Source organism: Streptomyces sp. W16, assembly GCF_033194735.1.
GTDB lineage: Bacteria > Actinomycetota > Actinomycetes > Streptomycetales > Streptomycetaceae > Streptomyces.
Window position 1 is genome coordinate 23920 of the sequence record NZ_JAWOAI010000007.1, and the last position, 23025, is coordinate 46944.

Genomic DNA, 23025 nt, shown 5'->3' on the forward strand with positions numbered 1-23025 from the left:
GCGACTACGAGGTCGGCACCCCGACCTGTTCCCAAGCCTTCTGCACGGCCTGCAGCTCCTCGCCGCCGTCCCCGAACCGGGTCTTCGCGGCGGCGACGGTGAGCGTGGCGAAGTCGGTGAACAGGGCGTCCTTCTTGAGCTCGCCGCCGGTCAGCACGTCGTACCAGATCTGTCCTGCCTTCTCCCAGGCGTGCCCGCCGAGCGCGTCGGCGACCAGGTAGAAGGCGTGGTTGGGGATGCCGGAGTTGAGGTGCACGCCGCCGTTGTCGCTACCGGTCTTGATGAAGCCGTCCATCGTCGCGGGCTGCGGGTCCTTGCCGAGGGCGTCGTCGTCGTAGGCCGTGCCCGGGGCCTTCATGGAGCGCAGGGCGACACCGGTGACGCGCGGGGCGAGCAGCCCGGCGCCGATCAGCCAGTCGGCGTCGGCGGCGGTCTGGCCGAGCGAGTACTGCTTGATGAGCGAGCCGAAGACGTCGGAGACCGACTCGTTCAGGGCGCCGGACTGGCCGAAGTAGGTCAGGTTCGCGGTGTACTGCGTGACGCCGTGGGTGAGTTCGTGGCCGATGACGTCGACCGGGATGGTGAAGTCGAGGAACAGCTCGCCGTCGCCGTCGCCGAACACCATCTGTTCGCCGTTCCAGAACGCGTTGTCGTAGTTCACGTCGTAGTGGACGGACGCGTTGAGCGGCAGGCCCTCGCCGTCGATGGAGTGCCGGTTGAAGGCGTTGAGGTAGAGCTCGAAGGTGGCGCCGAGGCCCGCGTAGGCGCGGTTGACGGTCGCGTCCTTGCCGGGCTCCGAGCCCTCGGCGCGGACCTTCTTGCCGGGCAGGTCCTGCTTGTGCTTGGCGTCGTAGATCGTGCGCCGCGGCTTGTCGGTCGTGGCGGGCGCGGCGAGGGTCGGGGCGCCGAGCACGGTGGTCAGCCGGCGGTGGGTGCGCTCGTAGGCGTCGCGCTGCAGGGTCTCGCGGGCGGGACCGGAGATTGCGGGGTCCTCGTGCTGGACGATCTTGTCGAGGATGTGCGGCGGGATGATCGTGCAGAAGACGGGCTCGAAGCCCCCGTGTGTCGTCATGCCCGGCACGATGGCACTCCGTTAGCGGCATGTCACTACGTGCGACCTTGATTGGTGAAATGTGAGGATGCTCCACTCAGGAATGGTCGCTCTGTGTTATCAGGCGACGGCTGAGTGTGGCTGGTCGCGCAGTTCCTCGCGCCCCTGAGGGGTTGCAGTCCCGCATACTGATACGCGGCCGCACGTCCAGAACCACTCGGCTAGCATGCTTCGCATCATGCGTTACGGGCTGCTTCTCCTTAGCTGCCGCGGCGAGGGCCTGTAGTCCAGGTCGACTCCCTCCCCGCGGAGCTTCGCGTTGCGTCGTCGGCCGTCCTTCAGGACACCACGAGGAGCCCCCGCATCATGGCAACCAGCCACAGCCGTGCCAATCGCCAGCAGCCCAGTTCCATGCCGATCCACAAGTACGGCCAGTACGAGCAGGTCGACATCCCCGACCGCACCTGGCCCCAGCAGCGGATCACCGTCGCCCCCCGCTGGCTCTCCACGGACCTGCGGGACGGCAACCAGGCCCTGATCGATCCCATGTCACCGGCGCGCAAGCGCGCGATGTTCGACCTGCTGGTCAAGATGGGCTACAAGGAGATCGAGGTCGGCTTCCCGGCCTCAGGGCAGACCGACTTCGACTTCGTGCGCTCGATCGTCGAGGAAGAGGGCGCGATCCCGGACGACGTCACGATCTCCGTGCTGACGCAGGCCCGCGAGGACCTGATCGAGCGGACCGTGGAGTCCCTGAAGGGCGCCAAGCGCGCCACGCTGCACCTCTACAACGCGACCGCGCCCGTCTTCCGCCGCGTGGTCTTCCGCGGCTCCAAGGACGACATCAAGCAGATCGCCGTCGACGGCACCCGCCTGGTGATGGAGTACGCCGAGAAACTGCTGGGCCCCGAGACCGAGTTCGGGTACCAGTACAGCCCCGAGATCTTCACGGACACCGAGCTGGACTTCGCGCTGGAGGTCTGCGAGGCGGTCATGGACGTCTGGCAGCCCGGCCCGGGCCGCGAGATCATCCTCAACCTGCCTGCCACGGTGGAGCGTTCGACCCCGTCGACGCACGCGGACCGCTTCGAGTGGATGGGCCGCCACCTGTCCCGCCGCGAGCACGTCGTGCTGTCCATCCACCCGCACAACGACCGCGGTACGGCCGTCGCCGCCGCCGAACTGGCCCTGATGGCCGGCGCCGACCGCGTCGAGGGCTGCCTGTTCGGCCAGGGCGAGCGCACCGGCAACGTAGACCTGGTCACGCTGGGAATGAATCTCTTCTCCCAGGGCGTCGACCCGCAGATCGACTTCTCCAACATCGACGAGATCCGTCGTACGTGGGAGTACTGCAACCAGATGGAGGTCCACCCGCGCCACCCGTACGTGGGCGACCTGGTCTACACGTCCTTCTCCGGCTCCCACCAGGACGCCATCAAGAAGGGCTTCGACGCCATGGAGGCCGACGCCAAGGCCAAGGGCGTCACCGTCGACGACATCGAGTGGGCCGTCCCGTACCTGCCGATCGACCCGAAGGACGTCGGCCGCTCCTACGAGGCCGTCATCCGGGTCAACTCGCAGTCCGGCAAGGGCGGAATCGCGTACGTCCTGAAGAACGACCACAAGCTGGACCTGCCGCGCCGGATGCAGATCGAGTTCTCGAAGCTGATCCAGGCCAAGACGGACGCCGAGGGCGGCGAGGTCACCCCGAAGGAGATCTGGGCGACCTTCGAGGACGAGTACCTGCCGAACCCGGACAACCCCTGGGGCCGTATCCAGGTGAAGACCGGCCAGTCGACCACCGACACCGACGGCGTGGACACGCTCAAGGTCGAGGCCACCGTCGACGGCGTCGACACCGTCCTGACCGGCTCCGGCAACGGCCCGATCTCCGCTTTCTTCGACGCCCTGCAGTCCGTCGGCATCGACGTACGGCTCCTGGACTACCAGGAGCACACGATGAGCGAGGGCGCCTCCGCGCAGGCCGCCTCGTACATCGAGTGCGCGATCGGCGACAAGGTTCTGTGGGGAATCGGGATCGACGCGAATACGACACGTGCCTCACTGAAGGCTGTCGTCTCCGCCGTCAACCGCGCTACCCGCTGAACCATCCTGACCGGCGGTTTACCCGTCGCTCAAGGGCCCCGCACGCCGCTCTCCGGCGGGCGGGGCCCCGTCGTTTCCCGGCCATTCCATGTGCAGGTCACGGGAAGGTCTCGTCCTGGGTACTGACTCCAGCTCAACAATGTGGCTAACATCACGCCAGCGCGGCGATGTTGCCGCGGCGTTACGGAGGTGCGACGTGCTGCCAGAACGGGGACGAGACGGCCGAGTTGTCCATGAGGGCCGTGCAGCGCGCGTGCTGGGCATCCGTACCGCGTGGACCAGCGTCGGAGACGGCGAGTTCTTCTGCCCCGGCTGCGGGGGCGACCGCAACTACCAGCGGCTCACCGGGCGCCGCCGCTTCACCCTGCTCGGCATGCCGGTGCTGCCACGCGGCGACACAGGACCGGTCGTCGAGTGCGCCGCCTGCCAGGGCCACTACGGCACCGACGTCCTCGACCACCCCACCACGAGCCGCTTCTCCGCGATGCTCCGCGACGCCGTGCACACGGTCGCCCTCGCGGTCCTCGCCACGGGCGGCACCTGCGCCCGTACGTCCCTGGAGGCCGCCGCGGGCACCGTGCGCGCCGCCGGCTTCCAGGACTGCACCGAGGACCAGCTCGGCGCCCTCGTCGAGGCCCTGGCCGCCGACACCGGCCGCATCTTCGGCGAACCCAGCGGCGCCGGCCTCGCCATAGAACTCCACGAGGCCCTCGACCCGCTCGCCCCCCACCTCGCCCCGGCAGGCCGCGAATCGATCCTGCTCCAGGGTGCCCGCATCGCCCTCGCCGACGGCCCCTACACCCCCGCGGAACGCGACGCCCTCGCGACCGTGGGCGCGGCCCTCACCATCTGCTCGGACGACGTGACACGGCTGCTGGCGGCGGCGCGTACGCCGTCGTAGTCCGTGCCACTACTCCCCAGGGAGTAATACGGCCGCACGGACACCCCTGGCAGTAGTCCCGAACTCGCCCTCCCGCGCGACGACTCACCCCTCCCGCGCCGGAAGTCTGGAGAGCGCAACCAGACATCCGCGCCGCGCCGGGAGGGGGCCCGTTCCATGGGGGCCGAACAGAGGAACAGCACAAGGCGACGAGCCATCCCCTGGGTGGTGCTCGCGCTCTGGATCGGGGTGCTCGCGCTGGCCTCGCCGTTCGCGTCGAAGCTCGGTGACGTCACACACGACCGGGTGACCGACTATCTGCCCGCGAGCGCGGACTCCACCCAAGTCGCCAAGATCCAGGAGCAGTTGCCCGGCGGCCAGACCACCGAACTGGTCCTCGTCTACCACCGGGACAGTGGACTCACGGCCGCCGACAGGTCCGAGGCCGCCCAACAGCTCGCGAAGATCGGCGCATTGCACCCGCTCGCCGCGACACCGCACGGCGTCCCGTCCGCCGACGGCACCACCCTCATGTACCCGGTCACCAGCAACTGGCCCGGCACCGACGAGAAGAAGCGCACCGCCCTCGTCGACGACATCCGCCAAGTCGCCCGGGACAAGGGCGGGTTGACGGTCCAGGTCGGCGGTCCGGGCGCACTGGCCACCGACGCGGGCAAGGTCTTCGACTCGCTCGGCGGCCCGCTGCTCTACACGACCGTCGCCGTCGTCGCCATCCTGCTGATCATCATCTACCGCAGCCCGGTCCTGTGGCTGGTCCCGCTGGCCGTCGCCGGAGTCGGCGACTTCCTGTCCACAGGGATCGCATACGGTCTCAACCAGGCCTTCGGGACGACCATTTCGGGCCAGAGCACAGGCATCATGACGATCCTCGCCTTCGGCGCGGGCACCGACTACGCCCTGCTGCTCGTCTCCCGCTACCGCGAGGAACTACGACGCGTGGAGCGCCCCTACGACGCGATGCGCGCCGCTCTGCGCGGCTGCGGGCCCGCCGTACTCGCCTCCTCCGGCACGGTCGCAGCCGGCCTGCTGTGCCTGCTCGCCGCCGACCTCAACTCCAGCCGCGGAATGGGCCCGTTGGGGACCGTAGGCGTGCTGTCCGCGCTCGTCGCGATGCTCACGCTGCTGCCCGCGCTCCTCGTCCTCCTCGGCCGCCGCGTGTTCTGGCCGCTCGTCCCGGCCTACGGCTCCACGCCCAAGGCCCGCCGGTCGCTGTTCACCGCGATGGGCAGCTCCGCCGGACGCCGACCCCTGCTCGTCCTCGTGGGCGGCGCCGCCCTGCTCGGCGCACTCGCCCTGGGCACCCTGAACCTGCCCGGCTCCCTCAAGCAGGACGACTCCTTCGTCGACCGCCCCGACTCCGTCACCGCGATGCGCACCCTCGCCGAGGCCTACCCCGAACGCTCCGCGCAGCCCATCGACGTCGTCACCCCGGCCGCCCGCGCCGACGCGACCCTCGCCACGATCCGGGCCACCCGGGGCGTCGCGGGCACCCAGCAGGGCCGTAGCGGACACGGCTGGACGGAGATCTCCGTCACCGCCGTGGGCACCCCGCAGTCGGCGGCCGAGACCCGCACCATCGGCGACCTGCGGCACACGCTCAAGGGCTCCTACGTCGGCGGGCCCAGCGCCCAGCAGATCGACCTGCGGGACACCAACGCGCGGGACCGGCTCGTCGTGGTGCCGATCGTCCTCGCGTCCGTGCTGCTGATCCTGATCGTCCTGCTGCGGTCGCTGGTCGCGCCGCTGATGCTGGTGGCCGCCGTGATCGCGGTGTGGGGTGCGGCGCTCGGCATCGGCGGGCTGGTGTTCGGGCCGCTGTTCGGATTCGAGGGGACCGACCCGGGGCTGGGGCTGCTGTCCTTCGTCTTCCTGGTGGCCCTCGGCGTCGACTACGGCATCTTCCTCATGCACCGGATGCGCGAGGAGTCGACCGGGGGCGCGGAGCCGGTCGCCGCCGCGCTGACCGCCCTGCGGACGACGGGCGGGGTCATCGCCTCCGCTGGGCTTGTCCTCGCCGCTACCTTCGCGGTGCTGACGAACATGGGGTTGGTGCAACTCGTCGAGCTGGGCTTCGTGATCGCGGTGGGCGTGCTGCTGGACACCTTCCTCGTGCGGACGTACCTGGTGACCAGCGCGAGTGTGCTGCTGGGGCGGAAGGTGTGGTGGCCGGGGCGGCTGTCCCGGGAGCCCGAGGCCGTACGGCCGGAGCGGCAGCCGGAGCCGGTGTGAGGGCCTCGCTGTCGGCAGCGCGTTCGGCTGACGGAAGATGAACCCCGTGAGGCGGGCAGTCATGACGAGCGTCCGGCGGCAGGACGCGTTCCTCGCCGCCGGCCTCGCCGTGCTCGCGTCGATCGTCGCCGTCAGCTTCGGCAGCGGACGGCGGCCGGACGCGTTCGGCTGGGCGTTGCTGCTCGTCCTGCATGTCCCGCTGGTCTGGCGGCGACGCGCCCCGCTGCTGGTGCTGGCCGTGATGATCCCGCTGATCGCGACCTTCCACGAGCACGACTACAACCACTCCGCGCCGACCGGCGCCTCCATGGTGCTGCTCTACACGGTCGCGGTCACCGGCAGCGTCCGGCGCACGGTGATCGTCGGCTGTTCCGTCATCGGGCTGATGGTGGGGCTCAAGCTCGGCGACGGCATGGCCGGGGTCGCCGAGAGCTTCCAGATCGCCGGCTGGGTCGTCTCCATGCTCGTCCTCGGCGGCTACCTCCGCGTTCACCGCCAGTTGACGGAGGCGGCCCTCGAACGCGCCGAGCGAGCCGAACGCACCCGCGAGGAGGAGGCCCGCCGCCGCGTCGCCGAGGAACGCCTGCGTATCGCCCGCGACCTGCACGACCTGCTCGCGCACAGCATCACCCTCATCGGCGTGCGGACCTCGGTGGCCGCGCACGTGCTCACCGAGGACCCCGACCGCCTCGACCGGGCCGCCGTGGCCAAGGCCCTCGACGACATCGCGGACACCTGCCGCAGCGCACGCGGGGAACTGCGTACGACGCTGGAGGTGCTCCGGGAGGACGGCCCGCCCGACGAGCGCGGCCCGCTGCCCGGCCTCGACGGACTGCCCGACCTCGCGGCTACGGCCCGGGGTGCGGGGGCGAAGGTCGACCTGTCGGTGGTCGCCGACGCCGTCCCGGCCGCCGTGGGCGCGGCTGCCTACCGGATAGTCCAGGAGGCCCTCACCAACGCGGTACGGCACGGCGGGCGCGCCGACCTCACCGTGCGGGTCGGTGTGCACGAGCGGGACGGCGCCCTGCACGTGGACGTCACCGACGACGGACTCGGCAGCGGTTCCGCTCCGCCCGGCTTCGGCCTTGTCGGCATGCGCGAACGGGTGCGCAGTGTCGGCGGCACGCTGACCGCCGGGCCGCTGGAGGGGGCGGGCTTCGCCGTGAACGCCGTACTGCCCCTGCGGGCGCACACCGAAGGAGCACAGTGACCGCCATCCGCGTACTCCTCGCCGACGACCAGACGCTCGTACGGGCCGCGTTCGCGATGCTCGTCGAATCGGCGCGGGACATGGAGGTCGTAGGACAGGCGGCCACCGGCCGTGAGGCCGTGGCGCTCGCCCGCACCTCCCGCGCCGACCTCGTCCTGATGGACATCCGTATGCCGGACCTGGACGGCATCGAGGCGACCCGCCTGATCGCGGCCGACGAGGACCTCGCCGGGGTGCGGATCCTCGTCCTGACGACCTACGACACTGACGAGCACGTAGTGGACGCGCTGCGCGCCGGCGCCTCCGGATTCCTGGTCAAGGACACCCGTCCGGCCGAACTCCTCGACGCGATCCGCACGGTCACGGCCGGAGAGGCGCTTCTGTCACCGGGTCCGACGGCCCGGCTCATCGCCCGCTTCCTGCGCAGCCCCGCCGCGCCCGCCACCGGCGGCCCCGAATGCCTCTCCGCACGGGAACGCGGAGTGCTCGCCCTGGTCGCGCGCGGCCTCAACAACACCGAAGTGGCCGAAGCGTTGGGCCTGAGTCCGCTGACCGCGAAGACGCACGTCAGCCGCATCATGGGCAAGCTCGGGGCGCGGGACCGGGCACAGCTGGTGATCGTGGCGTACGAGTCCGGGATGGTGACACCGGGGAGGCTGTGACGGACAGACAGGTCGGCGTCGTTCCGCGAGGGGCGACCTCCGTGAGGGAGAGCGATGACCATCCTGAGCCGCACGCTTCTCGTAGCAGCAGTACTGGCCGCCCCCATCACTCTTGCCGGGCACGCGTCCGCGCGCTCCGGCTGCACGTCCTCCGTGCCCTACGCCTCCGGAGACGGCGGCTACGACACCTACCGCATCCCCGCGACCGTCACCACCGACCAGGGCACCGTCCTCGCCTTCGCCGAGGGGCGGCACAACGACGCGGGCGACACCGGCAACATCGACGTCGTCCTACGGCGCTCCACCGACGGCGGCTGCACCTGGGGTCCGCTGTCTGTGGTGGCCTCCGGCGGCGGGGACACCCGGGGCAACCCGGCACCCGTGGTCGACCCCCGCACCGGCGCGATCGTGCTGGTCACCTCCTACAACAGCGGGGCCGTCACCGAGGGCCAGATCATGCGCGGCGAGGTCACGGCCGAGCAGAGCCGCCGGGTGTTCGTGCAGCGGAGCTGGGACGACGGCCGTACTTTCACTCTTCCGCGGGACATCACGGGGGAGGTGAAACTACCGAGCTGGCGCTGGTACGCGACGGGGCCGGGGCATGCGGTCGCGCTGACGCGGGGGGTGCATGCGGGGCGGTTGGTGATTCCTGCCAATCATTCCGCCGCACCGAGCGCCGGGTCGAGTGACACCGGGCAGGAGGCGAAGTACTACGGCGGTCATGATCTGTACAGCGACGACGGGGGCGAGACGTGGCGACTGGGGTTCGTGGACTCCACGTACAACGGCGTCGACAACGCGAACGAGTCATCGGCGACCGAACTCCCCGACGGGCGCCTGTACTTCAGCTCACGGGACCAACTGGGCACGAGCGCGGGCAACCGGCTCGACACGTACTCCAGTGACGGGGGCGAGAGTCTTGACCGGCCGTACGCCGTGCAGCACACGTTGGACGATGTGCCGGTGGTGGAGGGGAGCGTGCTGCAACTGGCCGGCGCCGGTGGGGCGTTGTTGTTCTCGGCGCCTTCCGTGCCCAACGTCCGCCAGGGGATGGCGATTTGGCGGAGCGGGGATGGTGGGGGGAGCTTCGTGAAGGCGGTCACGCTGTCGCCGCAGCGGGCGGGGTACTCCGATCTGGTGCAGGTGGGGTCGGACACGGTGGGGGTGTTGTACGAGACCGGAGTGACGGGGACGTACGACACGATCGAGTTCCGGCGGGTGCCGACGGCCGAGCTGGGCAGAAGCTGACCCGAGGATTCACGAGGTCAGCCGAGATAGGGCCGGTCGCGGTGTTCCAGGAAGTGTCGGATCCTGAGCCGCTGCGTGTGGTGCATCGGCAGTTGATCGATCTCTTCCGGCTGGAGGAATCGCAGTTCCGTGGACTCGTCCGAGATCGCGAGTCGGCCGCCGACCGTGCGGGCGGTGAAGCAGACGTTGAACTGTCTGCGCACCTCACCGTCCGAGTAGGCGATCACGTGGCGGGGGTCGGTGTACGTGCCCACGAGCCCGGTGATCTCCACGTCCAGACCCGTTTCCTCCTTCACCTCGCGGACCGCCGTCCCCGGGAGTGAGTCGGTCATCTCCATGCCGCCGCCAGGCAGCGCCCAGAGGTCGTTGTCCCGGCGGCGCTGAAGGAGCACGCGCCCTTCGTCATCGGTGACCACGGCGGACGCGGCGACCACCAGGCTGTTCGGCTCCGGTGCCGCCGGGTCGTCGTAGTACTCGGTCCGTGCCATGGTCACCTTTCTGGTATCGGCGTGGCGGTCTCCCACACCGCGTCGAAACTGTCGGCGTAGGTGTCGAACAGAGGGGCCTCCGACCCTGTGGTCACCCTCTGTCGGTCGTCGAACCGACCGCTCTACGCTTGCCGGTATGGCGACCGACAGCGTGAGCATTCGCAGCCTCGACGGCCAACACCTCGCCGGCACCCTGACGCAACCGACCGAGGCCACGGACCGGGCCATCGTGCTCGTGCACGGTGGTGGTGTCACCCGGGAAGAGGGTGGCTTCTTCACGCGTCTTGCGGACGGTCTGGCCGACGCGGGCGTTGCGAGCTTGCGGTTCGACCTCCGAGGCCATGGTGACAGCGAGGGCAAGCAAGAGGAACTGACGCTCTCCATCATCCTGAACGACATTCGGGTCGTGCTGGCATATCTACGCGAGGCCACCGGGGCAACCGCTGTCAGTTTGCTTGGCACGAGTTTCACCGGCGGGCTGTGCGCCTACTACGCCGCCAAGCAGCCAGAGGAGATCACCCGACTGGTGCTGTTCAACCCGCAGCTCAACTACAAGCGACGGACCGTCGACAACCGGCCGTTCTGGGTGGACGATCAGCTGACCGACGAGGCCGCGACCCAGCTCACCGAACTGGGCTACCTGTCGCACTCGCCGACGCTCAAGCACGGGCGGGCCATCTACAACGAGGTCTTCTGGCTCCGGCCGCACGAGGCACTGGGCGACGTGCAAGCCCCCACGCTCATCGTGCATGGCACCAAGGACACCTTTGTGCCGGTCGAAGCTTCGCGGGCGGCAGTGCCGCAGTTTCAGGCGCCGTGCCGGCTGGTCGAAATCGAGGGCGCGCAACACGGCTTCGCTGTCCACGACGACCCGCAGTACCTCGATCCGCAGAGCCAGGAGTGGCAGGCGTTCGTCATCCGCACCACCGCCGAGTGGTTGTCCGAACGCTAGGCCCGCAGAGCTTCACGCAGCTCGCGGGGACCGGGTCGTGTTGCCCACGGTTGGAGCGTGGCCATGGCTCGCGTCAACTCGCGTTTGGTGCGGAGGGAGTTGGTGGCGTCGGACAACTCGACGGCAGCCAGACCAACGCTCGCGGCGTCATCCGGTTGGCCGGCCAGGGCCAGCGAGCATGCCCGCCGGGCCAGAAAGTAGCCCTGGTCACGGCGCGAGAGCGCGTCCCCTTCCAAGACCGTGCCGTACAGGTCGGCGGCCCGCGCTGGCTTTCCCGCCTCGATGTAGCAACTGGCCCTCTGGAGCGTCAGGTTCGCGCGGTTGTAGTGCGGGCTGAGGTGCGAGCCTTGGTCGTCGGCAATGTCTTCGTGCTGCGTCAGCAGTTGCCCGGCTTCGCTGAGGGCCCGTTCGACGGTGTCCATGGGCTCACCGAGCATGGCGAACCCCCGGGCTTGTTGCTGCGCAACCTCGGCCCGTACCTTGAGCGGCAACTGCCAGTGCGGTTGGCCTGCTGCTTCGGCGAGCGTCAACACCCTCACCGCATCGCGTTCGTCGTACGCCATTTGCGCCTTTTTGAGCAGGACGTATCCCTGCATGGCGGGGTCGTTGGCTTCCTGCGCCCATTCCATGGCGCGGTCGTACCAACGCCCGGCCTGGAGCGGCTGGTGGATGTCGCGGTACAGCCACCCGGCGAACTCCGCACCGTCCGCGCCAATGGCCAGCAGCTCCCGGCGAACCGCTGGCTGGACATCACGGGCGTGCTCCGCGATGGCTCCCAGCAAGCCAAGCATGACCGGCAGCGTCTTCTTCGGCCCGAGGCTGCCGTCGTCCTGCTTGCAGGCCGCGATCTGGCGACGCAGGTACTCGACGACCGGACCGTCCATGTAGCGGCGGGCATCGTCGAGGGCTGCGGCAATGTGCTGAATCTCCTCCAAGCCGAGGCCAGGGAGCGCTGCGGCGGCGATGCCGCCTTTGAGTACGGCGCGACGGTTGAGCGGAGACATGGCTTCGTGTTCCTTGGTGCTGTCGGGCTGGTCGAGCAGGCCACCGAGGCCGCTTTCCTTCAGGGTGCGGGCGTCGACCGGCACCATGACCGAATGCCCGTTGATCACGACGGGCAGCAACAGGCCACCTTGAACACCGCCTTGCGTCGGCTCCGGCTTCGCGGCTGCGCTGTGCTTCGGGGCCTGGTGCTTGGTGACCGGCAACTTGAGCTTGAACCACAGTAGGTCGGCCGGAATCCGGAGGCTATGCGCCCACTGCATGAGCTTGCCGAGGTCTTGCGGGGCTGCTCCGTTCTCGATCCGACTCAACTGCGCTTGTGTCAGACCCAACCAGTCGGCGACGACTTCCTGACTGAGTACCCGCCCGTGGTGAGAATGAGTGCGGTAGGCGTACAGCACCTTGCCCATGTGCCAGGTATCGAGGGCTTCGCGCATCCGTTCGTCGTCCCAGAAAGCGGCGGGTACGGCGGGCGGTTGGACCACGGCAGCGGCCTGGCGCTTGCGCTGGCAGGCATGGCACTGGGGAGCGGCGTTATCCCGGGCCAGACGGGTGCCGCAGGCGCAGTAGCGGGCTGGTGGGGGCGTTGCCATGGCGTACTCCGTACCGGCCTGGTTACAGGGGGTGAATGACCCCAGGGTAGATGGGTGCAACCGCGCCCGGCATGGCTATACGTCAGATACATAGCCGCCCATGCGGCTACGGCCTGGCATGGGCCAATGGGCCTCCACCACCGTCGGCTTGTACCCCCGCCGACGGCCACCAGGAGGCCAACCGCCATGACCACTGACCCACGACCGCTGCTGTTCGGCTACCTCCGGGTGTTACCCGGCATGGGCATCGACGGCGTCATTCGCACACACCGCGAGCTGGCGGCATTCGCTCGCAGCCAGGGCTTCGTCCTCGGCAACGTCTTCGTTGAGACCAAGTGGCAGCAACTGACGTCGTGGGTGGCGATGACCAACCGCTGTCGGCGCGACGGCGTACGCAACGTTGCCGTTCCCTCAACCGAACACCTCAGCACGGTCGCTCCCCTGGCCGACATTATGTGTGAGGAGATCGAGGGCGACATTGGCGGACGACTGTGGGTCGTGATGCCCACCGCGGGGCCGGCCGAACAGGAGGCCCGGCGATGACCGGCGCTCCCTACACCAGCGAGATGGAGCTTGCCGCCCAGGCCGACGCTGTGAGATGGGGGCGCCGCCACACAAGAGATGTCCTGTCCGCCTGGCATTTGCCCGACGACCGCATTGACGATGCCCAGTTGGCGGTATCGGAGTTGGTCACCAACGCCGTGCGCTCTGTCGGCAACGTGTCGCTCGACGCCGTACCGCCTCGCATCCGACTGACACTGCACAAGGGGCCGCACCGGCTCCTGATCTGGGTGGCCGACCCTGATCCCCGGCCGCCGGTGCTCAATGCGTCGCCTGCACCCGGTGCTGAGAGCGGTCGGGGGCTGCTCATCCTGGAGCGCATCACGAAGGAGTGGAGCTACTACTTCTTGCCGACCGGCGGCAAAGTGGTCTGGTGCTCGATTGGGCTGGGGTGAGCGACCACCATGTACGCGCAGGCACCGGTCTCGCAACATTCTGATCCGTAGCAACGCAACGGTTGGTGGGTCTGGGGGGCTCCGCCCCCAGACCCCTGTTTCTCACCCATCCACCCACCCGTCTCGGGTGTTTTAGAGGTTCACCTTTCAAAGGCCAGTAAACGGGTGGGTGCGTGGGTGGGAGATGTGGTTACAGCAACCCCGCCGCCGCCAGGAACTTCCCCACCCGCCCCACCTCGTCGGCAGACAACCCCACCTGCGGCTCCGCAGTCGCCGCGCACTCGATCACGCCCCGCAGTTGCAGCGCCGCCTTGAACGCCCCGAGGGCCGACGAACTGCCTCCCATCCGCGCCGGGTCACCGACCCCCACCAGCCCGAACAACCCGCACAGCCGCTCCTGTTCGGCCCGCGCCCGCTCCCAGTCACCGGCTCGGCACAGCTCGTCGAGACGGACGTATCCGTGCGGATCGACGTTGGCGAGACCCGGCACCGCCCCGTCCGCCCCCAGCGCGAGCGCCGAGTCTACGAAGAGTTCGGAACCGGTCAGCACGCTGAAACCGGTGATGTCCGGATGGACCCGCGCGCCGGTGACGACCGTACGGAAGCCGCCGAGGTCGCCGCTGGAGTCCTTGAGGCCGGCGAGGACACCTTCGGCGGCGAGTTCGAGGACCAGGTCGGCGGGCAGCTTGGTGTGGACGGAGGCGGGGAGGTCGTAGGCGACGACGGGGACCGGTGACGCGGCGGCGATCAGGCGGTAGTGGCGGGCGATCTCCGCCGGGTGGGTGAGTGTGTAGAAGGGCGCGGTCACCACGACCGCGTCCGCGCCCGCCTCCGTCACCGCCGCGACATGGTCCAGAACCCGCGGCGTCGTCATGTCGATCGCCCCTGCCAGCACCGGGAGTTGGCCGCCCACATGAGCCACCACCGCCTCGACGACGCGCCTCCGCTGACGATCCGTCAGATACGCCGCCTCCGAGGTCGAGCCGAGCAGGAACAGCCCGTGCACCCCGGCCTCCATCAGATGGTCGACGAGCCTGAGCAGCGAACGGACATCCACCTCGCGGTCCGGTGTCAGGGGCGTGCAGACGGGCGGTACGACACCGGTGAGCGGGGCGGGGAAGGTCATGAAGGCTCCATGGGGCGGCTTTGGCGAACGAGGTCGCGGGTGGTCAGGTCCTCCTCCACAGGATGGTGGCAGCGGTAGCGATGACCCGGCGTCGACGCGGGTGAAAAGTCCGGCATGGCGGATGCGCACACGTCGTCCGCCTTCCAGCAGCGGGTGCGGAACGGGCAGCCGCTCGGCGGACGCGTCGCCGACGGCACCGGCCCGACCAGCGGAATCGGGTCGATGGGGTGCAACAGGCCGGGTGTCGCCGAGAAGAGGGCCCTCGTGTACGGGTGCCTCGCCCGGTCGGTGACCTGGTCGGCCGGGGTCTCCTCGACGATCCGGCCCAGGTACATGGTGATCACGCGGTCGCTCATCCGCCGCACCGTCTGGATGTCGTGGGACACGAACACCAGGGCCAGGCCCAGGCGTTCCTTCAAGTCCAACAAGAGATTCAGGATCTGGGCGCGGACCGAGACGTCCAGCGCGCTGGTCGGTTCGTCGGCCACCACCAGGTCGGGGTCCAGCGCCAACGCCCGCGCGATCGCGACCCGTTGGCGCTGGCCGCCGGAAAGCTGTCCCGGCAGGCCGTCCGCAAGCGCGCGCGGGAGTCCTACCAGCGACATCAACTCCCGTACCCGTTCCTCACGTTGCTTCCGGTCCCCACGGCCGTGCACGTCGAGCGGGTCGCGCAGTATCTGCCGGATCGTCAGACGGCGGTTCAGCGCGGTCGACGGGTCCTGGAAGATCATGCCGATGCCCGTGCCCACGGCGGCCCGGCGTTCGCCGTCCGGCATCGACCACAGGTCGCGGCCCCGGAACGACACCGTGCCGGACGTCGGCCGCTGGACGCCCACCAACACCTTCGCCAGCGTGGACTTGCCGCAGCCGGACTCGCCGACCACGCCGACCGTCTCGCCGGGCGCGATGGTGAGGTCGGCGCCGGTCAGGGCGTAGACCCGATCGCGGGTGAACAGGCCGCCGCTGCGCGCCTTGTGGACGACATGGGCGTCCGACAAATCGACGAGAGGACTCATGACACCGTCTCGCTCTCCGTCGTCACCAGGTCGATCGCCGGGTGGTGGCAGGCCGCCGTGTGTGTGCGTGGCCCGACCAGGTCCGGTGCCGTCGTACGGCAGATGTCGCTCGCCAGTGGGCAACGGTCGGCGAAACGGCAGCCGGCCGGGAAGTCGGCGGGGGAGGGGACGACTCCCTTGATCTGGGTCATGCGTTCGGCCGCGGATTCGAGGGACAGCACACTGCCCAGCAGGCCGCGCGTGTAGTGGTGGGCCGGTGACTCCACCAGGTCGGCGGTCACGCCCGTCTCCACGATCTGTCCGCCGTACATCACCACCACCCGGTCCGTGACGTCGGCGATGAGTGCCAGGTCGTGCGAGACGAGGACCAGCGCGAAGCCCAACTCCTCGCGGAGGCGCAGCAGTAGCTCTATGACCTGCGCCTGCACGGTGACGTCCAGGGCGGTGGTCGGTTCGTCGGCGACGATCAGTTTGGGGTCGCGGGACAACGCCATCGCGATAAGCACGCGCTGGCGCTGGCCGCCGGAGAGTTCGTGCGGGTAGCTGCGCAGGGTGCGGTCCGGGTCGAGGCCGACCATCGTCAGCAACTCGCCTGCCCCACGGTGCCCTCCGCGCCGTATCACCTGCTTGAGCTGCGCGCGGATCGTCATCGCGGGGTTCAAGGACGACAGCGCGTCCTGGTACACCATCGCCATCTCGTGGCCGAGCAGTTTGCGGCGGACCCGCATCGGTTCGCCCACCAACTGCCGCTGGTTGAAACGGACATGGCCGCGCACCCTCGCGCCCTTCGGTTCCAGGCCCATCACCGCGAGTGCCGTCAGGGACTTGCCGCAGCCCGACTCGCCCACCAGGCCCAGGACTTCGCCCGCCTGCACCTCGAAACTGATGCCGTCGACGATGTCCACGCCGTGGTGCCGACCCTCGAAGCCGATGGCGAGGTTCTCGACCGCGAGTACCGGCAAGCCGTCGGGATCGGGCAACGGCCGTGCACGCGACCGGAGTCGTAGCGCCGCCTCCGTCAGGCCGGGGAGCGGGAGCACCTCACCGCTGCCGGGCTCCGGCGCGTCGAGCGGGTCCTCGTCGGGTCGTACGTCCACCTCGCGCGCGGCCGGGGCCGCCCACGCGTCCGAGACGCCCTCGGACAGTATGTTCAGCGACAGGACCGTGATCAGCATGAGCAGGCCGGGGAAGACCGTCGCCCACCAACCCCCGGTCAGCACCATGTTCTTGCCGTCCGCGATGACACTGCCCCAGGAAGGGTCCGGGGGGCGTACGCCCGCGCCGATGAACGACAGGGACGCCTCGAAGACGATCGCCTCGGCTACCTGCACGGTGCAGAACACCAGGATCGGGGCGGCGCAGTTGACGGCCACGTGCTTGATGACGATGTGCGGGGTGCGGGCACCGATCACCCGCTCGGCGGTGACGTAGTCCTCGCCGTACTGGTCAAGTACGTTGGCCCGTACGACTCTTGCCACCGGCGGGGTGAACAGGAACGCGATCGCGCAGATCAGTACGGTGATGCCGCCGCCGAAGACTGCCACCAGGACTGCCGCCAGCGCGATGCCGGGGAACGCCATCACCACGTCCAGGCAGCGCATCAGCGTCTCGTCGACGCCTTTGCGGGCGGTCGCGGCGATCGCGCCGATCAGCGCGCCGACGACGAGGGCGAGCGCGGTCGCCCCGAGCCCGATGGCGAGGGACCAACGGGCGCCGTACACAAGCCTGCTGAGGATGTCCCGGCCCAGGCTGTCCTGGCCCATCCAGTGGCCGGCGGAGGGGTGCCCGGTGCCGTCGACGGGGAGCTGCTGGTCGAGCGGGTCGTGCGGGGCGACGAGCGGCGCGAACAGTGCCACCAGCACCACGACCGCCAGGAAGCACATCGCGACCTTCGACGGCAGCGGCAGCCGGTGCCGGCCGCGGAGCCTGATGCCGGGCCGGGACAGGGTCTCGGCGAGGCCCTTGCGGGAGAACCGGGGGAACTGAGTGAACATCAGGAAGCATCTCTCAGGCGCGGGTTGACCAGCAGATAGAGGATGTCGATGACCAGGTTCACGACGACGAACCCGGTCGCCGTCGTGAGCACCACGCCCTGGACGACGGCCGGGTCGCCGTTCTGCACGGCGTCGATCATCAACTTGCCCATCCCGGGGAGGGAGAAGATGGTCTCGATGACGACCGCTCCGCCGAGCAGGTATCCAACGCGCAGTCCCAGCACGGTCAGTGGGTTCATGAGGGCGTTGCGGAGCACGTTCCGGCCGACCACGACACGCGGCGGCAGACCGCTGCCGATCGCCGTCCGGACGTAGTCCTTGTCCAGCTCCTCGACCACCGACGTCCGTACGATGCGCGTGAGTTGGGCCGCCACCGGGAGTGAGAGGGCCAGCGCCGGGAGTGCCATCGTCTTCAGCCAGCCGGTGAGGGAGTCCGCCGGGTTGATGTAGCCGCCCGTCGGGAACCAGCCCTGGTCCACGGCCAGGTACTGGATCATCAGCAGCGCCAGCCAGAAGCCGGGCGCCGCGACCCCGGTGAGCGACACGACCCGGATGATCTGGTCGGGCAGCCGGTCCCGGTAGATGGCCGCCGTCACCCCGCCGAGCAGCGACAGCACCACCGCGATCCCCAGCCCCAGGAAGGTGAGTTGGAGGGTGAGCGGCAGCGCGGTGGTGACCTGCTGGAGAACCGGTGCGCGGGTCAGCGCGCTGGTGCCCAGGTCACCGTGGAGGAGTGCGCCCACGAAATGGACGTAGCGGAGGGGGAGGGGATCCAACAGCCCGTTCCGCTCGCGGAAGTCGTGCAGTTGCTGCGCGGTCGGGTTGGCGCCCTGGAAGAACGCGGACGCCGGGTCTACGTCCGAGAAGCGCATCACCACGAACACGAACAGCACGATGCCGAGCATCAGCGGAACGAGCAGGACGATACGGCGGGCCAGAATCCTGACGACGGTGACCATGGGCCAACTCCTGTGCGGCTAGACCCACTTGGCTTGGAGGACGTTTATGCCGGGGTAGGGCTGTGCCCTTATCCCTGTGAGCTTCTTCGGGTCCCAGGCGGTCATCAGCTCGTTGTGGACGACCGGGTAGAGCACGGCCTGTTCGGCGACGATGTCGATGTAGTCCTGGATCATCGTCTTCTTCTTCGCCGCGTCCGGTTCCTGCGTCGCCTGGTCCATGTCCTTGAAGAGCCGCTTGGCGACGGAGTTCCCGGCCCAACGGGCGTAGCCCATCCAGAGGTTCTGCGGGCCGTAGTTGTAGTGCATGATCAGGTCGGCGTCGAGGCCGAACTGGTTGGGGTTCGAGGCGGCGGCGACGACCTGGTAGTCCTGCTTCTGGTCCATCTTGGTGAAGACGGCCGTGGTCTCCTGCGGGGAGAGGGTGGTCTTCACACCGATCGCGTCCCAGGACGCCTTGATGGTGGGCAGGCAGTCGACGATCCAACTCACGTTCACCGACATGAGGTTGACGCTCAGTCCGCTGACCCCGGCCGCCTTCAGCAGTGCCTTCGCCTTGTCGGGGTCGTAGTCGTAGACCGTCTTCGCGCGCCGGTAGGTGGGGTTGCCCTCGTTGAGGAAGGACGAGGACGGCTTCCCGTGCCCGCGCAGGGCCACTTGGACCATCTTGCCGGTGTCGATGGCGTAGTGGAGCGCCTGGCGCACCCGTACGTCGTCGAAGGGTTTGTGCTGGGTGTTGAACATCAGGAACAGGTTGTTCATCCCGGCCCCGCCCGCGACCGTCAGTCCGCCGCTCTCAAGCCGCTGGATGTTGGCGTAGGGGATGTTGTCGGCGATCTGCGCGCCCGCGCTGGACCCGGAGATCTTGGCGACCCGGGGTGCCGCGTCGACGATCGTCAGCCAGTTCATCGTCTTGAAGGCGGGCGGGCGCGGGCCGTTGTAGCCGGTGAACGCGGCGAAGGTGGTGTTGGACTTCGGGTGGTGCGCGGTCTGCCGGTACGGCCCCGAGCCGACCGCCTTGCCCTTGATCGCGTCGTCCCAGGCGCCGGGCTTGGAGAAGATGTGCTTCGGCATGATCTTCGCGAGGGTGAGGCGCGAAATCCCTTCAGGGAAGGGGAACTTGAGGACCAGCTCGACGTTCTGCGCGTCGATCTTCCGCACCTCCTTCAGCCAGCTGGCGAAGAAGCCCTGCGCGAGGGTCGTGGTCTTCGGGTCGAGGATCCGGTCGTAGACGAAGACGACGTCGTCGGCGGTGACCGGCTGCCCGTCGTGGAACTTGGCGCCGGCGCGCAGCGTGAACTTCCACGAGGTGCCGCTCGTGTCCTTCGGCACGGCGGTCGCCAGTGCCGGGTAGGGCGCGCGGGTGATCGGGTCGGTGTCGATCAGGCCCTCGTAGATGTGGTTGTTGCCGGCCATGGCGAACGCGGACGCGGTCTGCGTCGGGTCCCAGCTGCCGTCGTTGCCGTAGCCGATCACCGCGGTCAGGGTGCGGTTCTTGCCGGTGCCCCCGCCGCCGGTGTCGTTCGTCGACTGCGGCCCCGACGAACAGGCCGTCAGGGACGAGGAGATCGCCGCCGCCGCGCCCAGCGCGCCGGAGTACTTCAGGAACGCCCGTCGGTGCAGCGCGGGCACGTTCTGGGTCACGTCTTCGCGCACGGTTCCTCCAGGAGGTACGACGTCCTACGTCCTGCGGTCAGCGCGACCATAAGAGCGCCCGTGGGGGCGGTCAAGGCATCACACACGAATGGCGTAGCCGCCAGAGGTCGGACCAATGGTGGTTTGAAATGGCGTAAGTTGATGCCTTTTCAGGTCCCGTCGAGCCGGGACATGGGACGTGGGACCTCTGCTGCGGCTACGATGCGGCGCATGTCCGGGGAGCCAAGGAACAGTCGGATACAGCGCGAGGTCGTCCAGCTGATCCTCGACCGCAAGCTCCAGCCCGGTGCGCCGCTGCCCACCGAGGCCGAGCTGATGGAGGACCTCGGGATCAGCAGAAACTCCGTCCGCGAGGCCCTCAAGGCGCTCCAGGCCCTCGACATCGTGGAGATCAGACACGGCTACGGCACCTACGTCGGCCGGGCCTCGCTGACCCCGCTCGCCGACGGCCTCACCTTCCGCACCCTCACCCGGCACGAGGACGACGCGGACGCGCTGGCCGAGATCCTCCAGGTGCGCGAGGTGCTGGAGGAAGGCCTGATTCATCGGGTCTCCGCCATCCTCACCGAACCGGAGCTGGACCGCCTGGAAGCGGTGGTGAACCGGATGGATGAGGCGGGCCGCGCCGGCCGGCCCTTCCCCGAACTCGACCGCGAATTCCACGAGTTGCTCTACGCCTCGCTCGGCAACGAACTCGTCCCGCAACTCCTCGGCGCCTTCTGGACGGTGTTCCACCGGGTCGCCGGAGCCCGCGGCTGGACCGACGACCCGACCCCCGGCATCACGGTCCGCCGCCATCGCGACATCGTCACCGCGCTGCGCGCCCGCGATGTCGAGGGCGCGCAGCGCGCGATGGCGGACCACTTCCGCGGCATCGAGGCGCGGGCGGCACAGGAGTCGCGGGGAGTGGGCTGACCTGACCTCCGGCCGACCCCTGAACTGTCCTCAGGGGGAAGCTGAGTTGGGCCACGATCGACGCCCCGTCCAGCCAGCTGCTCCCGAGGAGGCGCGGGACGTGATGCGATGGGCGGCGAGCGCACTGCTGGAGAAGGCGGTACGCGAGGCGCCGGACGCGTGAGGGACGAGTGGCGGGTGGGCGAAGGGTGAGTGGGACGACAGAGGCGTGGGGCGAGCGGGACCCGGGAGTCCTACGGCTGCCCTCCGGCCGCCTGGTCCGGGGCCGCGGACTGCGCCGGCCGCTCCCGGCCGACGGCCCGGTCCCGACCTACGGCGTGTATCTGCTCGGCAGGCGACCGCCCGAAGTCCCTTGGCCGGCACGGTGGTTGCGCTGGCCGGACTTCCGGCTGCCCGCCGACCGCGCCGAGGCGCACGCGGTCCTCACCGAGGTCTGGCACCGGTCGCTCACCGAGCGCGTCGAACTCGCCTGCCACGGAGGCCGGGGCCGCACCGGCACGGCACTCGCCTGTCTGGCGGTCCTCGACGGGGTACCGCCCGGGGAGGCGGTCTCCTACGTCCGTGCCCACTACGACCGGCACGCGGTGGAGACGCCGTGGCAGCGGCGGTACGTACGAGGGTTCGGGGCGCCGTCGGGCGCGGGGGGCGATTCTGGCGGGGCAGGCGCGGCGGGCCCGGAAACGTAGGCCGCCGCTCTCCGTGTGCAGGTCGACCGCCACGTCCGTGAAGCCCGCCCGCCCGCTCCAGCCGGGCCGGGAGCGTCGCCGGATCGAGGGTGTTCATCGTGTCCCGTAGGTGCAACAGCCGGAAGCGGAAGCTCGGTTGACTGTCACTGCCGGCGAAGGTGCCGCCGGGGCCGATCTCCAGTACGTCCGCGCGGGCCTCGGCTTCGGCCAGTGGCGGGAACGGCTGCGGATGCAGGCCGCGTTGCCGTACCTGGTCGAGGGACTGCCGGTGGAGTCCGTGGCACCGTGGGTGGGGTACGCGTCGGCGAGCTCCTTCACGGCGGCGTTCCACCGGGTGGTGGGGGACACGCCGAGGCAGTACTTCCCCCGTCAGCCGACAGCTGCCGCCACCAACTCGGCTGTCTTCGCGACGAGTTGGTTGTCGTACGGTGCGTCGGGCAGCGTCGGCTTCGTGGTCAGGACCGCGAGGACGACCGGGTCACCGGCTTGCGTCCAGGCGATTCCGACGTCGTTGGCGGTGCCGTAGTCGCCGCTGCCTGTCTTGTCGGCGATCGTCCAGGTCGCGGGGAGCCCGGCGCGGAAACGGGCGGCGCTCGTCGTGTTGTTGAGCAGCCAGGCGGTGAGCCGGTCGCGGTCGGGGCGGCGCAGGGCGTCGCCGAGGACCAGCTTGCGGTAGAGGCCGCCGATCGCCCGCGGGCTGGTGGTGTCCGTGATCCGGTCCGGCTCGGCCGAGTTGAGTTCGGTCTCCCAGCGGTCGAGGCGGGTGACCGGGTCGCCGAGGGAGCGGGCGAAGCGGGTGATCGCGGTGGGGCCGCCGAGTTCGCGCAGGAGCAGGTTGCCGGCGCCGTTGTCGCTGAAGCGGATCGCCACGTCGGCGAGCTGCTCGATCGTCATGCCCTCGGCGAGATGCGCCCGGGTCTGGTCCGATCCGTCGACGAGATCGGCCTCGGTGTAGTGCACGACCCGGTAAAGGACCTCGCCGTGCCGGTCCAGGTCGCGCAGAACGGCCGCGGCGGCGAGGGTCTTGAACACCGAGCACATCGGGAAGAGTTCGTCGGCGCGGTGCACGACGGTCTTCCGTGTACCGAGGTGGTGCGCGAACACGCCCACACGGGCGGTGTGTTGCTCTTCCAGGGCGGCCAGACTCGCGGAGATGCCGGTGTCGCCGGACGCCTGCGCGGGGGTGGTGCCGGTGAGGAGGGCCGCGGCGGTGGCGGCGCCGGCGGTGAGGAGGGTGCGGCGGGTGGCCATAGGGGCCGTAGGAGTCGTAGGGGTCGT

General features: G+C 69.5%; 20 protein-coding genes and 1 pseudogene. 12 read left to right on the forward strand and 9 right to left on the reverse strand.

From position 1 onward, the window contains the following. Positions 1-4 precede the first annotated feature (4 nt). A complete protein-coding gene (locus tag R6V09_RS01950; protein ID WP_317879555.1) occupies positions 5-1072 on the reverse strand; it encodes a M4 family metallopeptidase in 1068 nt (355 codons plus the stop codon). A 345-nt stretch (positions 1073-1417) separates the two neighbouring features. Here R6V09_RS01950 and leuA point away from each other — a divergent pair, with 345 nt between their 5' ends. The 6 genes from leuA (at position 1418) to R6V09_RS01980 (ending at position 9407) form a co-directional block, all read left to right on the forward strand. Then, positions 1418-3157 carry a 2-isopropylmalate synthase gene (gene leuA / locus R6V09_RS01955; protein WP_317879556.1) on the forward strand — a complete coding sequence of 580 codons (1740 nt, stop codon included), beginning with the start codon at positions 1418-1420 and terminating at the stop codon, positions 3155-3157. 196 nt (positions 3158-3353) lie between these two features. Then, a complete protein-coding gene (locus R6V09_RS01960; RefSeq protein WP_317879557.1) occupies positions 3354-4058 on the forward strand; it encodes a TerB family tellurite resistance protein in 705 nt (234 codons plus the stop codon). A gap of 156 nt (positions 4059-4214) precedes the next feature. Further along, complete coding sequence (locus R6V09_RS01965; protein ID WP_317879558.1) at positions 4215-6287, forward strand: MMPL family transporter; 2073 nt, start codon at positions 4215-4217, stop codon at positions 6285-6287. A gap of 61 nt (positions 6288-6348) precedes the next feature. Continuing rightward, positions 6349-7497 (forward strand): sensor histidine kinase, encoded by a 1149-nt coding sequence (locus R6V09_RS01970; RefSeq protein WP_317879559.1) that lies wholly within the window; start codon positions 6349-6351, stop codon positions 7495-7497. Next, a complete protein-coding gene (locus R6V09_RS01975; protein WP_317879560.1) occupies positions 7494-8159 on the forward strand; it encodes a response regulator transcription factor in 666 nt (221 codons plus the stop codon). The genes R6V09_RS01970 and R6V09_RS01975 overlap by 4 nt, the downstream gene beginning before the upstream one ends. Before the next feature lie 54 nt (positions 8160-8213). Then, positions 8214-9407 (forward strand): sialidase family protein, encoded by a 1194-nt coding sequence (locus R6V09_RS01980; protein WP_317879561.1) that lies wholly within the window; start codon positions 8214-8216, stop codon positions 9405-9407. Positions 9408-9424: 17 nt separating this feature from the next. Here the strand turns inward: R6V09_RS01980 and R6V09_RS01985 are convergent, their stop codons facing one another. Then, positions 9425-9895, reverse strand: a complete 471-nt coding sequence (locus tag R6V09_RS01985) for an NUDIX domain-containing protein (protein ID WP_317879562.1) — start codon at positions 9893-9895, stop codon at positions 9425-9427. A gap of 136 nt (positions 9896-10031) precedes the next feature. Here R6V09_RS01985 and R6V09_RS01990 point away from each other — a divergent pair, with 136 nt between their 5' ends. After that, entirely contained in the window at positions 10032-10847 is an 816-nt protein-coding gene (locus R6V09_RS01990; RefSeq protein WP_317879563.1) for an alpha/beta hydrolase, read from the forward strand. Here the strand turns inward: R6V09_RS01990 and R6V09_RS01995 are convergent. Continuing rightward, the gene (locus R6V09_RS01995; RefSeq protein ID WP_317879564.1) at positions 10844-12442 is read right to left on the reverse strand and encodes a helix-turn-helix domain-containing protein; all 1599 of its coding nucleotides are present in this window, start codon (positions 12440-12442) and stop codon (positions 10844-10846) included. The two genes, R6V09_RS01990 and R6V09_RS01995, sit on opposite strands and share 4 nt — an antisense overlap. A gap of 186 nt (positions 12443-12628) precedes the next feature. On the opposite strand from R6V09_RS01995, the gene R6V09_RS02000 reads away from it, so the two are divergent. Then, positions 12629-12985 (forward strand): hypothetical protein, encoded by a 357-nt coding sequence (locus tag R6V09_RS02000; protein WP_317879565.1) that lies wholly within the window; start codon positions 12629-12631, stop codon positions 12983-12985. Then, positions 12982-13398: an ATP-binding protein gene (locus R6V09_RS02005; RefSeq protein WP_317879566.1), complete on the forward strand. Its 417-nt coding sequence runs from the start codon at positions 12982-12984 to the stop codon at positions 13396-13398. Before R6V09_RS02000 ends, R6V09_RS02005 begins: the two co-directional genes overlap by 4 nt. A gap of 190 nt (positions 13399-13588) precedes the next feature. Here R6V09_RS02005 and R6V09_RS02010 read toward each other — a convergent pair whose 3' ends face one another. The 5 genes from R6V09_RS02010 to R6V09_RS02030 are packed head-to-tail and all read right to left on the reverse strand — an operon-like array spanning position 13589 to position 20146. Next, positions 13589-14524 carry a dihydrodipicolinate synthase family protein gene (locus R6V09_RS02010; RefSeq protein WP_317879567.1) on the reverse strand — a complete coding sequence of 312 codons (936 nt, stop codon included), beginning with the start codon at positions 14522-14524 and terminating at the stop codon, positions 13589-13591. Continuing rightward, entirely contained in the window at positions 14521-15540 is a 1020-nt protein-coding gene (locus tag R6V09_RS02015) for an ABC transporter ATP-binding protein (RefSeq protein WP_317879568.1), read from the reverse strand. Before R6V09_RS02015 ends, R6V09_RS02010 begins: the two co-directional genes overlap by 4 nt. Beyond that, positions 15537-17534, reverse strand: coding sequence for a dipeptide/oligopeptide/nickel ABC transporter permease/ATP-binding protein (locus tag R6V09_RS02020; protein WP_317879569.1), 1998 nt, complete (start codon positions 17532-17534; stop codon positions 15537-15539). The genes R6V09_RS02015 and R6V09_RS02020 overlap by 4 nt, the downstream gene beginning before the upstream one ends. Continuing rightward, a complete protein-coding gene (locus tag R6V09_RS02025) occupies positions 17534-18493 on the reverse strand; it encodes an ABC transporter permease (RefSeq protein ID WP_317879570.1) in 960 nt (319 codons plus the stop codon). The genes R6V09_RS02020 and R6V09_RS02025 overlap by 1 nt, the downstream gene beginning before the upstream one ends. Before the next feature lie 18 nt (positions 18494-18511). Then, positions 18512-20146, reverse strand: a complete 1635-nt coding sequence (locus tag R6V09_RS02030) for an ABC transporter substrate-binding protein (protein ID WP_317879571.1) — start codon at positions 20144-20146, stop codon at positions 18512-18514. Between the two features lie 201 nt (positions 20147-20347). Between R6V09_RS02030 and R6V09_RS02035 the strand changes: the two genes are divergently transcribed. The 3 genes and pseudogenes from R6V09_RS02035 to R6V09_RS02045 all read left to right on the forward strand — a co-directional run. After that, a complete protein-coding gene (locus R6V09_RS02035; RefSeq protein ID WP_317879572.1) occupies positions 20348-21061 on the forward strand; it encodes a FadR/GntR family transcriptional regulator in 714 nt (237 codons plus the stop codon). Positions 21062-21249: 188 nt separating this feature from the next. Further along, positions 21250-21747, forward strand: a complete 498-nt coding sequence (locus R6V09_RS02040; RefSeq protein WP_317879573.1) for a protein-tyrosine phosphatase family protein — start codon at positions 21250-21252, stop codon at positions 21745-21747. Positions 21748-21856: 109 nt separating this feature from the next. Continuing rightward, positions 21857-22099: pseudogene (locus tag R6V09_RS02045) on the forward strand (helix-turn-helix domain-containing protein); the annotation flags it as partial. Between the two features lie 17 nt (positions 22100-22116). On the opposite strand, the gene bla reads toward R6V09_RS02045, so the two are convergent. After that, positions 22117-22998 (reverse strand): class A beta-lactamase, encoded by an 882-nt coding sequence (gene bla, locus R6V09_RS02050; protein ID WP_317879574.1) that lies wholly within the window; start codon positions 22996-22998, stop codon positions 22117-22119. Positions 22999-23025: the final 27 nt, after the last annotated feature.

Bases quoted from the DNA above. Each gene is read 5' to 3' on its own strand.
- R6V09_RS01950 (WP_317879555.1), bottom strand. From the start codon at position 1,072: ATGACGACACACGGGGGCTTCGAGCCCGTCTTCTGCACGATCATCCCG.
- leuA (WP_317879556.1), top strand. From the start codon at position 1,418: ATGGCAACCAGCCACAGCCGTGCCAATCGCCAGCAGCCCAGTTCCATG.
- R6V09_RS01965 (WP_317879558.1), top strand. From the start codon at position 4,215: ATGGGGGCCGAACAGAGGAACAGCACAAGGCGACGAGCCATCCCCTGG.
- R6V09_RS01970 (WP_317879559.1), top strand. From the start codon at position 6,349: ATGACGAGCGTCCGGCGGCAGGACGCGTTCCTCGCCGCCGGCCTCGCC.
- R6V09_RS01980 (WP_317879561.1), top strand. From the start codon at position 8,214: ATGACCATCCTGAGCCGCACGCTTCTCGTAGCAGCAGTACTGGCCGCC.
- R6V09_RS01985 (WP_317879562.1), bottom strand. From the start codon at position 9,895: ATGGCACGGACCGAGTACTACGACGACCCGGCGGCACCGGAGCCGAAC.
- R6V09_RS01990 (WP_317879563.1), top strand. From the start codon at position 10,032: ATGGCGACCGACAGCGTGAGCATTCGCAGCCTCGACGGCCAACACCTC.
- R6V09_RS01995 (WP_317879564.1), bottom strand. From the start codon at position 12,442: ATGGCAACGCCCCCACCAGCCCGCTACTGCGCCTGCGGCACCCGTCTG.
- R6V09_RS02000 (WP_317879565.1), top strand. From the start codon at position 12,629: ATGACCACTGACCCACGACCGCTGCTGTTCGGCTACCTCCGGGTGTTA.
- R6V09_RS02005 (WP_317879566.1), top strand. From the start codon at position 12,982: ATGACCGGCGCTCCCTACACCAGCGAGATGGAGCTTGCCGCCCAGGCC.
- R6V09_RS02010 (WP_317879567.1), bottom strand. From the start codon at position 14,524: ATGACCTTCCCCGCCCCGCTCACCGGTGTCGTACCGCCCGTCTGCACG.
- R6V09_RS02015 (WP_317879568.1), bottom strand. From the start codon at position 15,540: ATGAGTCCTCTCGTCGATTTGTCGGACGCCCATGTCGTCCACAAGGCG.
- R6V09_RS02020 (WP_317879569.1), bottom strand. From the start codon at position 17,534: ATGTTCACTCAGTTCCCCCGGTTCTCCCGCAAGGGCCTCGCCGAGACC.
- R6V09_RS02025 (WP_317879570.1), bottom strand. From the start codon at position 18,493: ATGGTCACCGTCGTCAGGATTCTGGCCCGCCGTATCGTCCTGCTCGTT.
- R6V09_RS02035 (WP_317879572.1), top strand. From the start codon at position 20,348: ATGCGGCGCATGTCCGGGGAGCCAAGGAACAGTCGGATACAGCGCGAG.
- bla (WP_317879574.1), bottom strand. From the start codon at position 22,998: ATGGCCACCCGCCGCACCCTCCTCACCGCCGGCGCCGCCACCGCCGCG.